Origin of the sequence: Amycolatopsis sp. CA-128772 (assembly GCF_002904295.1) — a bacterium.
In the GTDB taxonomy this organism is placed as follows: domain Bacteria; phylum Actinomycetota; class Actinomycetes; order Mycobacteriales; family Pseudonocardiaceae; genus Amycolatopsis.
In genome coordinates this window covers 1-11,626 of sequence record NZ_PPHG01000038.1, presented here as the reverse complement: position 1 = coordinate 11,626, position 11,626 = coordinate 1, and the positions used below count along the sequence as shown (strand labels likewise).

The following is an 11,626-nucleotide window of genomic DNA, read 5'->3' as shown; positions in this document are numbered from 1 at the left end:
TGGGCTGTGGGAGCCGGCGCCGAGCAGGTTGCCGCGGCCTTGCCCGCGCTGGGCGGTCGTCCCGATCAGGCACCCGCGGCCGGGCGGCCGGGTTCGATCAGTCGTCGCGCCCGTGCCGGGTGGTGGGCTTCGGCCAGGGACCGTGGCCGGGCCGGGCGGTTCGCTTCGATCAGGCGCCGAACCCGCGGCGAGCGGCCAGCCTCGGTCGGATGGGGTGCGGGGTGGCCTGCCCGCGGATGGGTGCTAGGCGGCCTCCGGCCGGTCCCGGCGCATCCGTCGTGCTCAGGGGTAGTCGCCCCGGATGGCGTTGGGCGGCTTGGGTGGCCTTCGGCCGGTCCCGGCGCATCCGTCGTGCTCAGGGGTAGTCGCCCCGGATGGCGTTGGGCGGCCTCCGGCCAGTCCCGGCGCACCCGTCGCGCCCAGCGCCAGCCGCCCCGAATGGTGCTGGGCAGCCCGGGTGGCCTCCGGTCAGCCCCGGCAGGTCCGCCGCGCCCAGCGCGAGCCGTCCGCGAATGGCGTTGGGCGACCCAGGCGACCTCCGACCGGCCCGGCGCACCCGCCGCGCCCAGCGCCCGCCGCCTCCGGCCAGCCCGGCGCACCCGTCGCGCCCAGCGCCCGCCGCCTCCGGCCGGCCCGGCACACCTCCGCGCACGCAACCCGACCCGGGCCGAAACCGCCTCCGAGCTGGCCGAACCCACCCTCCCTGGACTGCTCCGCGCCCGGCGCGGCAGGATCAACGCCCGGATGTGCTCTGTATGGAGGAGGAGATCGTGGCCCGGCGTGAAAAGGGTGGCTTCTGGGTGGGGCTCGCCGCCGTACTGTTCTACCCGCTCACCGCCATTGCGCGGCGGGTCTACGTCGGGGCCGAGAAGATTCCGCGGCAGGGGCCCGCTCTGCTCGTCATGAACCACATCTCGCACCTCGATCCCGTCGTCGATGCCGTCTTCGTGCACCGGCAGAAGCGCGTCCCGCGGTTCCTTTTCAAGGAGAGCCTGCTGCGCGCGCCGATCCTCGGGCCGATCGTCGGGGGGTCCGGGCAGATCCCCGTCTCGCGCGGGTCGGCCGCCGCCGGGGACAGCCTCAAGGCTGCTCACCAGGCCCTCGAAGAAGGCAAGATCGTCGTCATCTACCCCGAAGGCACCATCACCAAGGACCCCGCCGGGTGGCCGAAGGAGTCCTTCACCGGCGCCGCGCGGCTCGCGCTGCAGAACGACGTTCCCATCATCCCCATCGCCCGGTGGGGGACCAGCCAGCTCTTCGACGGCTACACCAAGAAGTTCACGCCCTTCCCGCGCAAGACCATCACCCACTCCGTCGGCGATCCGCTCGACCTCTCCGCCTACCGCGGCGGGAACACCCGCAGCGCGTCGAAGCTGCGCGAGGTCACCAAGGTCATGATGGACGACGTCACCCGGCTGCTCGCCGAGATCCGGCACGAAGAACCGCCGGCCGCGAAGCCGGAGGAGCCCGCCTGATGCGCGCCGACGTGCAGCGGGTCACCGTGCTCGGGGCCGGCTCGTGGGGCACCGCCTTCGCCAAGGTCCTCGGCGACGCCGGGCGGGACGTCACCATGTGGGCGCGCCGCGAGGAGGTCGCCGAGGACGTCCGGGAGCGGCACACCAACAGCGCCTACCTGCCCGGCGTGCAGCTGCCCGGCACCGTCACCGCCACCAGCGACGCCGCGAAGGCGCTGGCCGGGGCCGAAGCCGTCGTCCTGGCCGTGCCCAGCCAGAGCCTGCGCGCGAACCTGACGGCGTGGCGCGGCCTGCTGCCGCCCGGCGCGATCCTCGTCAGCCTCGCCAAGGGCGTCGAGCTCGGCACGCTCAAGCGGATGAGCGAGGTGATCGGGGAGATCGTCGGGATCGACCCCGGCACCGTCGTCGTCGTCACCGGGCCGAACCTGGCCAAGGAGATCGCCGCCGGGCAGCCGTCGGCCTCCGTGCTGGCCTGCGCCGACCACGAACGCGCCGTCGCCGTCCAGCGGGCCTGCGCCAACTCCTACTTCCGGCCGTACACCAACACCGACGTCGTCGGCTGCGAGCTCGGCGGCGCCTGCAAGAACGTGATCGCGCTCAGCACCGGGATGGCCGCCGGCCTCGGGCTCGGCACGAACACGATGGCCACGCTCATCACCCGCGGGCTGGCCGAGATGGCCCGGCTCGGCGCGAAGCTCGGCGCCGACCCGCTGACGTTCGCCGGGCTCGCCGGCGTCGGCGACCTGGTCGCGACCTGCTCGTCGCCGCTTTCGCGCAACCGCACCTTCGGGGAGCGCCTCGGCCGCGGCGAGACCCTCGAACAGGCGCAGGCGGCCGGCGGCGGGCAGGTCGCCGAGGGTGTCATGTCGTGCTCGTCGATCCGGGCGCTGGCCCAGAGCGTCGGGGTCGACATGCCGATCACCGACGCCATGCACCGCGTCTGCCACGAAGGTGTCGACCCCCGCCGGGCCGGCGCGGAGCTGCTCGGACGGTCCCAGAAACACGAATGGTCCTGATCCGTGGGACGGCTTGACCGGGTGGAGAGCGGCTGGGATTCTGGTCGCATGTTCGCGCACTTCATGTCCGGGTCGCGGGGCCGCATGGGCCTCCGCTCCGACGTGCGCGCGTGTCGCTGTTGTCGGTGAACCCAGCCCCGGCCCAGCTCGACACCCTTCTTCCGCGTGAGGACCCTCATGTTCGCCGTTCCGGACAACACGCTGCTGCGTCCCGAAAACCCCGCCCTGCGCCACCCGGTGCGCGTCGCACTCGAGGTCGCCGCCGACCGCGACCGCTGGCGCCACCTGCTGCGTTATGACCCCGAAGAGCGCTTCGCGACGCTCGTGTCGGAGGACGAGCAGCAGGAGGTGTGGCTGATGAGCTGGCTGCCCGGCCAGCGCACCGACCTGCACGACCACGCGTTCGCCAGCGGCGCGTTCACCGTGGTCAGCGGTCACCTGACCGAGGCCGTGGCCCGCCGCGCGCCGGACGGCCGCGCGGTCACCGAACTGCACGCCCTGTCCGCCGGGCAGTCGCGGGTGTTCGGGCCGGGGTACGTGCACGAGGTCCGCAACGACGGCCCGGACCCGGCGATTTCGGTCCACGTCTACCGCGACGCGGGCCGCGCGATGCGCCCGTATCACCTCGACCCCGTCGTCGGCCCGATCCGGGACTGAACCTTCAGTCCAGGTCGCCGCGCCGGCGGAACTCGCGCTCGATCGCGTCGCGGTCCGCGCCGGAGGCCAGCAGCGCGTGCAGCAGGATCCGCGCCTTCCGCGCGTCCAGCCAGCCCGCCATCGTCGCGCCCATCGCGATCAGGCTCGACTCCGAGCCGTGGAAGCCGTACGTCGAGCGCAACGTCGGTCCCGCCCCGGTCCGCGAAGCGACCACGACCGGGATCGACCGCACCAGCCGCGAGACGACGTCGGCCGTGCCGGACGAGACGTGCCCGGCGCCGGTCGCCGCGAGCACGACACCGCGCACGTCCGGCTGCGAAGCCACGTGCTCCAGCACCGCGCCCGGGTCGTCCAGACCGGCTTCGACCACCGGGACGAGTCCGCCGAAGGCCACGCCGGTGAGCGCGGGCAGGCGCGGCGGCGACGGGTGGAACCAGTGCACCGCGTGCTCGACGACCGTGCCCAGCGGCCCGGCCGGCGCCGACGAAAACGCGTCCAGCCGGCTCGAATGCGCCTTCCGCACCCAGCGCGCCGCGTGGACGTCGTCGTTGAGCGTCACCAGCACGCCCCGGCCGCGGCTGCGCGGGTCGGCCGCCACGGTGAGGGCGTTGCGCAGGTTCGCCGGGCCGTCCGGGCTCACCAGGCCGGCGTTGCGCATCGCCCCGGTGACGACCACCGGGATCTCCGACGGCCAGCTCAGTTCGAGGAACCAAGCGGTCTCCTCGAGGGTGTCCGTGCCCTGGACGACGACGAACCCGTCGGCGTCCTGCCGCAGTCCCCAGTCGCGGCAGCGCAGGAGCGTCGCGAAGTCCATCGACGCGCTGCCGATCCCGGCCAGCGTCTCGGCGAGGACGTCCATCGGCAGGTCACCGAGGCCGCCGAGCAGGTCGGCGGCGCCGAGCCGCGGAACCGCACCGCCTTCGGCGCCGGCCGGGGCCATCGAGATGGTGCCGCCGAGGGAGGCGAGGGCGATCAGGGGCATGCGGCCACCCTGTTCAGCCGGGCTTGACCGCCTGGCGCGTGTCACGACGTCGCCGCGCGCTCGGCAGCGCTGCGCAGCACGCAGAATTCGTTGCCCTCCGGGTCGGCGAGCACGGCCCAGCCCGTGCCGTCGGGCTTGCGCAGGTCGTTCACCAGCGTCGCGCCCAGGCCCAGGATCCGCTCGACCTCCTCGTCGCGCGGGACGTCCGGCTGCAGGCACACGTGGAGGCGGTTCTTCACCGTCTTCGGCTCCGGGACCCTGAGGAACAGCAGGTCGATCCCGCCTTCCAGCTCGATGGCCACCTCGTCGTCGCCCGGGGAGTCGGTGTCCGGGATCGGGTTTCCGGTGACCGCGCTCCAGAACTGGCACAGCCGGTACGGGTCGGCGCAGTCGACGGACACGTGCAGGACGGACGAAGGCATGGCACTCCTCGGAAGACGGCTACGGCCCGAGTGTGGCCGAGTCACCCGGAGGAGGGCGAACCGATTCAGGACGCCAGCGCGAGGCCCGCCGTCCGGTGCACGCGGCGGCTGTCGTCGACGATGAGGATTTCGCAGTCCGGGCGGTCCGCCGCCCAGGTGATGCCCTCCTCGCCCATCGCGAACGCCGCGGTGGCCAGTGCGTCCGCCGTCACCAGGTCCCCGGCGACCACGGTGACGCTCAGCAGGCCCGTCGCCGGGGTGCCGGACCGGCCGTCGAAGATGTGCGAGCCGCGCTCGTACGCCGCCGACGTCGCGATCGCGCCGTTGCGGGACTCCAGGACCGCGCACACCGCGAGGGGCTGCTCGGGGTGGCGGACGCCGACCCGCCACGGCCGCCCGGGCGCCGGCTCGCCGGCCGTGACGACGTCGCCGCCGGCGTTGAGGCAGAACGTCGCCGCGCCCTCGGCCTTCAGCATGTCGGCCGCGCGCTGCACCGCCCAGCCCTTCACCACCGCGCACGGGTCGAGGCCGCGGCCGGGCAGCCGTGCGCGGAACGCGCCGCCGGAAAGCTGCTCGTAGTACGCGCAGAGCTCCAGCACCTCCAGGAGGTCGTCGCTCAGCTCGGCGGCCGTCAGCTCGCCGCGGTCGTACCGGCTGACCTCGCTGTCGTCGGAGAACGGGCTGAACCGCGCGTCGACGTCGCGGAACCAGGCGAAGACGTCGTCGACGACCTCGGCGAAGTCGCCCTCGTCCCGCAGGTCGAGGGAGATCGGCAGGCCCATCACCTGTTCGACGCGGTTCGTCATCGGGTGCCTCTCGCGTCGATCGCGGCCTGCAGGGACGTCTTGTACGACTCGCTCGTCTCGGTGGCGCCGGTCACCGTGTCGATGTCGGCGCTCTGCGCCTTGATCGCCTCCTCCTGCAGCCGCGGCAGCGCGGTCAGCGACCGGCCGCTGTCCGGGGCCTGCAGCAGGGTGATGGCGGTGAGCCGGGCGCCGGTGAACGTGACCTGTACCTGCACGGTGCCGTACCGGCTCGACTCGGCGCTGCCCCGCGTGGTCACCGTCTCCTTCGTGATGTCCCGTGTGGACGGTCCTTCCGAGGTGGCCGGTGCGTCCGAAGTGGCCGGAGCGGACGACGAGGGGCCCGGCGCCGCCGGGGTGGTCGCCGGAGCGGCCGATGTGGACGGTGCGGTGACGCTCGGCGGCGGTGCCTGCGCGACGGCGGCGGTGTTCTGCACCGGCCCCGGTTCGAACCGCCAGACCGCGATGAACCCGGCGATGGACAGCGCAACGACGAAAATGGTCTTCTTCACAGCAATCCCCTAGGCCGCAAGGCTGAAACGTTCGGCGTGGACCTGGGCGCTCGGCACCTTCAGCTCGCGCAGGCTGCGCAGCACGGCCGAGGTCATCCCCGGCGGCCCGCAGACGAACACGTCGCGCTCGTGCACGTCCGGCACCATCATGTGCAGGTTCGCCGGCCCGAGCAGCACCCCGCGCGGCCCGACCGCCTGGTCCGGTCCGGTGAGGACGCTCACGACCGCGCCGCGCGCCTTGGCCAGCTCGTTCAGCTCCGGCAGCAGCACCGCGTCGGCCTGGTTGCGCACCCGGTACAGCACGACGACGTGACCGTCGATGTCCTCCAGCAGCGCGCGGATCGGCGTGATCCCGACGCCGCCCGCCACGAGCAGCGCGTTGGGCCGCTGCTGGTGGATCGTCGTGAAGGCGCCGTACGGACCTTCGGCGAACACCCGCGTGCCGACGCGGAGGCTGCGCAGCCCGGCGCTGGACCCGCCGAGGGCCTTCGCGGTCAGCCGCAGGGTGCGGCCGTCGGGCGCGGCCGACAGCGAGAAGGGATTGGCCTGCCACCAGCGGTCCTTCGTGAGGAACCGCCACAGGAAGAACTGGCCCGCCCGGGCCGGCAGCTTGTCCAGGTGCTTGCCGGTCATGTACACCGAAACGACGTCCGGGGCCTCGGAAACCACCGCCGTGACCCGCAGCTGGTGGCGCAGGTTCCGCCACAGCGGCAGCACCACGCGCCCGGCGAGGACGGCGGCGCCGGCGCCGAGCCAGAGCGTCCACCAGTAGGCCTTCGCCGGCTCCGAACCGGCGAACGACGTGCCGAGCGCGAGCTGGTGGGTGAACGCCAGCAGCACCGCGGCGTAGGTGTAGAGGTGGATGAAGTGCCACGTCTCGTACGCGAGCCGCTTGCGCGCGAACTTCGCCGACGCGGCGCCGACGATGAGGATCACCGCGAACGCGACCAGCGCGCGCAGGATGCCCTCGAGCTGGTTGGCCATGTCGACCAGCTCGTCGACCACCCCGTGGCGTTCGACCTGCGCGTAACCGAACACGATGAACACCAGGTGCGCCAGCAGGGTCCACAGGATCGTGAAGCCGGTCCAGCGGTGCCACGTGGTGAGCCGGTCCATCCCGATCCGGCGGTCCAGCCACGGCAGCCGGGCCACCAGCAGCAGCTGGAACGCCATCGCCAGCGCGCCGTACAGCCCGGCGAGGCGGCCGATCGTGATCAGCGAGTTCGGGGACAGCCCGGCCTGCGCGAACAGGACCGTGACGGCGGCCACGTTGGCACCGAGGAAGAGGAAGAGGCCGGATTTCGCGGCGATCCGGGGGCGGATCGCCGGGCGCGCGGCCTCGGCGGTCTGCGTCATGGTGGTCACACGGATTCCCCTTCGGTTCGGTTCACGAAGGCCAGCCTCGCCGCCTGTCCTGTGGCGAGTCTGGGTGCCGGCTGTCGGAATCCTGTCGGCCGCCGCCCGCGGTCGCCGGGCGCGACGGCGGCGGGAGAAGATGCAGGGGTGCAGACCCCCGACCCGGTGCGCCTGCTCGTCGTCGACGACGAGCCGCACATCGCCGACCTCGTCGCCACCGTCGCCCGGTACGAGGGCTGGCAGGCGGTCACGGCCGGCACCGGCCAGGCCGCGCTGAGCCGGGCCGCGGAGTTCGGGCCGGACATCGTCGTGCTCGACCTGATGCTGCCCGACCTCGACGGCTTCACCGTGCTCGACCGCCTGCGGGCGGGCGGCAACGCGGTGCCCGTGGTCTTCCTCACGGCCAAGGACGCGACGGCCGACCGGATCGCCGGGCTCACCCGCGGGGGTGACGACTACCTCGTGAAACCGTTTTCGGTCGAGGAGCTGATGGCGCGGCTGCGGGCGGTGCTGCGGCGCAGCGCCGGGGTCGCGCACCAGCCCGAGGCGCGCGGGGCCGTGCTGCGCGTCGGCGATCTGACCCTGGACGAGGACACCCGCGAGGTCCGCCGCGGCGACGTCCCGGCCGAGCTGACGCCGACGGAGTACGAGCTGCTGCGCTACCTCATGCGCCGCTCGCCCGCGGTGCTGACCAAGGCGCAGATCCTCGACCACGTCTGGGAGTACGACTTCGGCGGCCGGTCCAATGTGGTCGAGCTGGTCATCTCGCACCTGCGGCGCAAGGTCGACGCGGGCGACGGTGAACCGCTGATCCACACCGTGCGCGGCGTCGGGTACGTCGTGCGGCAGGCGCACCGGTGAAGGGGTTTTTCACCCGGTGGTACGGGGCCTGGCAGCGGACCCGGCTGGGCACCCGGATCACCCTCGGCCTCGGCGCGCTCGCGCTGGTGGTGTTCGCGGCCGTCGGCGTCACGACGGTCGGGATCATGCACGGCTACCTCGACCGGCGGCTCGACGAGCAGCTGTCCAAGAGCCAGAACACGCAGCTGCCGCTGCTGCGCGAAACGCACGCCTCGCCGCAGTCGGTGTACTCGTGGTACTCGGCGCTGTACAAGATCCAGGACGGGGTCGCCGTCCCCGAGCCGGGCGGCCGGCTGCCGGGCGACGCCCAGCAGCTGGCGAGGATCGCCGCCGAGGCCGCGGGCGGCGACGTCACCCGCACCGTCTACCTGCGCGACGACGGCCCGTACCGGGTGCGCGCGTGCCCGGTCGACATCGACTCGGTGCTGCTGTCCGCGGCGCCGCAGAAGGACCTCGACGGCACGGTCCAGCAGCTCATCGGGGTGGAGGTCGGCGCGTTCGCGCTGGCGCTGGGCGTGCTGCTGGTGGTGGGACGGCTGGTGCTGCGCCGCGGCCTGCGCCCGCTGGCCGACATGGCCGGCACCGCGCACGACATCGCCTCCCACGACCTCACCGCGAACCCGGCCCTGCCGGTCCGCGCGGCGGGCACCGGCGGCGGCGCCGAAGTCGACGAGCTGCGGACCGCGTTCAACGTGATGCTCGCCCACATCGACACGTCGCTGGCCGCGAAGACCGAAGCCAACGAGCGGCTGCGCCGGTTCGTCGCGGACGCCTCGCACGAGCTGCGGACCCCGCTGACGTCGATCCGCGGCTACGCCGACCTCTTCCGCTACGCCGCGGCGAATGAGCCGGCCGAGCGCGAGGCGCACCTGGCGAAGATCCGCGAGGAGACCGCGCGGATGACCGTGCTCGTCGACGACCTCCTGCTGCTCGCCCGGCTCGACGCGCGGGCCGCCGAGACGCCGTTGCGGCCCGAGCGCGTCGATTTGGCCGAGCTGGCCGGGGACGCGGCGGACGCGTTCACCGCCGGCCGGCCGGACCACCCGCTGACGTCGGCGCTTTCGGCGGCGTTCGTGGACGCCGACCCGCTGCGGCTGCGGCAGGTGCTGGACAACCTGCTGGCCAACGCGGCCGTGCACACCCCGCCCGGGACGTCGGTGCACGTCTCGGTGGCGGCTTCGGGTGGTTCCGCCGTGGTGCAGGTGACCGACACCGGGCCCGGCATCGCCGCGGCGGACCAGGAGCGGATCTTCGACCGGTTCTTCCGCGTCGACGACTCCCGCACCCGCGGCAACGGCGGCACCGGGCTCGGGCTGTCGGTGGTCCAGTCCTTGGTGACCGCGCACGGCGGCACGGTGTCGGTGTCTTCGGTGCCCGGCCGCACGACGTTCAGCGTGCGGCTGCCGCTCGCGCGGTGACGTGCGCCGGCGTGGTCCAGCCGGGGGAGAGGTCTTCGGACGGCTCGGGCGCGCCGTAGACCGTCCGCACCGGCAGGACGCCCGCCCACGCGGTGTCGGCTTCGACGTCTTCGGGCTCGTCGTCCGGGCCTTCGGCGCGCATCTTCACCGACGCCTCGGCGAGGTCGAGGGCGAGGACGCTGACGGCCGCGAACTCCTTCGCGTTGACTTCGCGCGCGTGCTCCCACGAACCCGGCGCGAGGTGTTCGGTGAGGACCTCGAGGCCGTGCATCTTCGCTTCGGCGTCCAGGACCGGCTTCGCCTGGCCGAGGATGACGGCGCTGCGGTAGTTCATCGAGTGGTTGTTGACCGAGCGCGAGTAGACGATGCCGTCGAGGAGCGTCACCGTCACGCAGACGTCGAGGCCGCCGGCGGCGGTGCGGAGGCTGGCCGCGCCGGTCGACCCGTGCAGGTAGAGCGTGTCGCCGTCGCGGCCGTAGCCGGTGGGGAGGACCAGCGGCGCGCCGTCGCGGACGATCCCGAGGTGGCAGATGAGCCCGTCGTCGAGGACGGCGTGCAGGGCGGCGCGGTCGGTGACGGCGCGGTGCTTCTTGCGGCCGAGTGTGGTGCGGGGCGTGGTCGACAACATGCGACCAGCGTCTCCCGCGTCAGTGGCCTCGGAAAACGGCCACTTCTCGTACACTTGGGAAGTCCACTCCCGAGGAGGCCCCGTGTCCGACACCGCGCTCCCGGTCAGCCTCGACCGGTCGGCGGTGACGCCGCTGGCGGTCCAGCTGGCCGACGCGCTGCGCGAGGCGGCGGCGACCGGTCACCTGCGCGGCGGCGACCGGCTGCCGTCGACGCGGGCGCTGGCCGGCCGGCTCGGCGTCAGCCGCACGGTGACGTCGGCGGCGTACGAGCAGCTGCACGCGGAGGGCTGGATCGCCGGGCGGCACGGCTCGGGCACTTACGTGACAACTCCGCCTTCGTCTTCGGCTTCGGAGGTGCCGGCGCCGGCGGTCCCGGCGGTCGAGGTCTCACCGCCCGCGCTGGTCGACCTGAGCCCGGGCGCACCGTGGGCGGCGGGCCTGGACCGCGCGGCCTGGCGCCGCGCCTGGCGCGCGGCGGCCGACCCGGAGCCCCTGGTCCGCGCCCACCGGGCGGGCCTGCCGGAGTACCGCGCGGCGGTGTCGGAGCACCTGCTGCGCCACCGTGGCCTGGCGGCGGGCTCGGTCCTGGCGACCGGCGGCACGACGGCGGCGGTGGTGGAGCTGGCGGCGGCGGTGCTGGAGCGCGGGGACGTCGTCGCCGTGGAGGAGCCGGGCTACCAGCGCGCGGTGCAGGCGTTCCGGCGGGCGGGGATGCGGGTGGTGGGCGTGCCGGTGGACGACGAGGGGTTGCGCCCGGATTCCGTCCCGGAGGGCGCGCGGGCGGTGTACTGCTCGCCGGCGCACCAGTACCCGATGGGCAGCAGGCTGAGCGCGACCCGGCGCGTCTCCCTGGTGGAGCGGGCGCGCGCTTCGTCGATGCTGGTGATCGAGGACGACTACGACGGCGAGCTGCGGTTCGACGTGGCACCGCTGCCGATGCTGGCGGCGCTGGCCCCGGACGTCGTGGTCCATTTGGGGACGACGTCCAAGATCCTGACGCCGACGCTCGGGGCGGGGTGGATGGTGGGTCCGGAGGCGATCACCTCGGCGGTCTTGGCGTACCGCGATTTGACCGGGACGCGGCCGTCCCCGGCGGGGCAGCGGGTGTTGTACGAATTCGCGCGAAACGGCGACCTGGGCCGCCACCTGCGAAAACTGCGCCGGGAGATGGCGGAGAGGCGGACGCTGCTGGCGGGGGCGTTGTCGGCGGCGGGGATCCCGGTACGGGGCGACGACGCGGGGGCGCACCTGGTGGTGCCGTTTTCGTCGGCTTCGGTGGAGGCTTCGGTGATCGGTGCGGCTGAGCGGCGGGGGATCCGGCTGGATGGGTTGGCGCGGCATTTCGCGGGTTCGCCTTCGGTGTTCGGGGTGGCGATCGGGTATGCGGGGTGTTCGCGGGAGGCTTTGGTGGCGGCTTTGCCGGTGTTGGTGGGGTTGCTGCGCTGAGGCGTTGTGGCTGAGGCGTTGTGGCTGGGGCGCAGGGCTGGCGGGGGCG

Annotated in this window: 12 protein-coding genes; 6 read left to right on the top strand and 6 right to left on the bottom strand. The window is 73.5% G+C overall.

The window, feature by feature from the left end; all coding sequences use genetic code 11:
• The first annotated feature begins 755 nt into the window (after positions 1-755).
• From C2L59_RS16000 to C2L59_RS15990, 3 genes are all read left to right on the top strand, one after another.
• Positions 756-1,475 carry a 1-acyl-sn-glycerol-3-phosphate acyltransferase gene (locus C2L59_RS16000; RefSeq protein WP_103350305.1) on the top strand — a complete coding sequence of 240 codons (720 nt, stop codon included), beginning with the start codon at positions 756-758 and terminating at the stop codon, positions 1,473-1,475.
• Positions 1,475-2,491, top strand: coding sequence for an NAD(P)H-dependent glycerol-3-phosphate dehydrogenase (locus C2L59_RS15995; RefSeq protein ID WP_103350304.1), 1,017 nt, complete (start codon positions 1,475-1,477; stop codon positions 2,489-2,491). The genes C2L59_RS16000 and C2L59_RS15995 overlap by 1 nt, the downstream gene beginning before the upstream one ends.
• 177 nt (positions 2,492-2,668) lie before the next feature.
• The gene (locus tag C2L59_RS15990) at positions 2,669-3,148 is read left to right on the top strand and encodes a cysteine dioxygenase family protein (protein WP_103350303.1); all 480 of its coding nucleotides are present in this window, start codon (positions 2,669-2,671) and stop codon (positions 3,146-3,148) included.
• Between the two features lie 4 nt (positions 3,149-3,152).
• On the opposite strand, the gene C2L59_RS15985 is transcribed toward C2L59_RS15990, so the two are convergent.
• The 5 genes from C2L59_RS15985 to C2L59_RS15965 form a co-directional block, all read right to left on the bottom strand.
• Complete coding sequence (locus C2L59_RS15985; RefSeq protein ID WP_103350302.1) at positions 3,153-4,130, bottom strand: asparaginase; 978 nt, start codon at positions 4,128-4,130, stop codon at positions 3,153-3,155.
• 41 nt (positions 4,131-4,171) lie between these two features.
• Positions 4,172-4,552, bottom strand: coding sequence for a VOC family protein (locus tag C2L59_RS15980; protein WP_103350301.1), 381 nt, complete (start codon positions 4,550-4,552; stop codon positions 4,172-4,174).
• Between the two features lie 65 nt (positions 4,553-4,617).
• Positions 4,618-5,358: an FAD:protein FMN transferase gene (locus C2L59_RS15975; protein WP_103350300.1), complete on the bottom strand. Its 741-nt coding sequence runs from the start codon at positions 5,356-5,358 to the stop codon at positions 4,618-4,620.
• Positions 5,355-5,867, bottom strand: coding sequence for an FMN-binding protein (locus C2L59_RS15970; RefSeq protein ID WP_103350299.1), 513 nt, complete (start codon positions 5,865-5,867; stop codon positions 5,355-5,357). The genes C2L59_RS15975 and C2L59_RS15970 overlap by 4 nt, the downstream gene beginning before the upstream one ends.
• A 9-nt stretch (positions 5,868-5,876) precedes the next feature.
• Complete coding sequence (locus tag C2L59_RS15965; RefSeq protein ID WP_103350306.1) at positions 5,877-7,223, bottom strand: ferric reductase-like transmembrane domain-containing protein; 1,347 nt, start codon at positions 7,221-7,223, stop codon at positions 5,877-5,879.
• A 147-nt stretch (positions 7,224-7,370) separates the two neighbouring features.
• Here C2L59_RS15965 and C2L59_RS15960 point away from each other — a divergent pair, with 147 nt between their 5' ends.
• On the top strand, positions 7,371-8,084 hold the full coding sequence (locus C2L59_RS15960) for a response regulator transcription factor (RefSeq protein ID WP_103350298.1): 714 nt from the start codon (positions 7,371-7,373) through the stop codon (positions 8,082-8,084).
• Positions 8,081-9,502, top strand: a complete 1,422-nt coding sequence (locus C2L59_RS15955) for a cell wall metabolism sensor histidine kinase WalK (RefSeq protein WP_103350297.1) — start codon at positions 8,081-8,083, stop codon at positions 9,500-9,502. The genes C2L59_RS15960 and C2L59_RS15955 overlap by 4 nt, the downstream gene beginning before the upstream one ends.
• On the opposite strand, the gene C2L59_RS15950 is transcribed toward C2L59_RS15955, so the two are convergent.
• Positions 9,474-10,130, bottom strand: coding sequence for a pyridoxamine 5'-phosphate oxidase family protein (locus C2L59_RS15950; protein WP_103350296.1), 657 nt, complete (start codon positions 10,128-10,130; stop codon positions 9,474-9,476). The genes C2L59_RS15955 and C2L59_RS15950 overlap by 29 nt on opposite strands.
• A gap of 82 nt (positions 10,131-10,212) precedes the next feature.
• On the opposite strand from C2L59_RS15950, the gene C2L59_RS15945 reads away from it, so the two are divergent.
• On the top strand, positions 10,213-11,577 hold the full coding sequence (locus C2L59_RS15945; RefSeq protein WP_103350295.1) for a PLP-dependent aminotransferase family protein: 1,365 nt from the start codon (positions 10,213-10,215) through the stop codon (positions 11,575-11,577).
• Positions 11,578-11,626 lie beyond the last annotated feature (49 nt).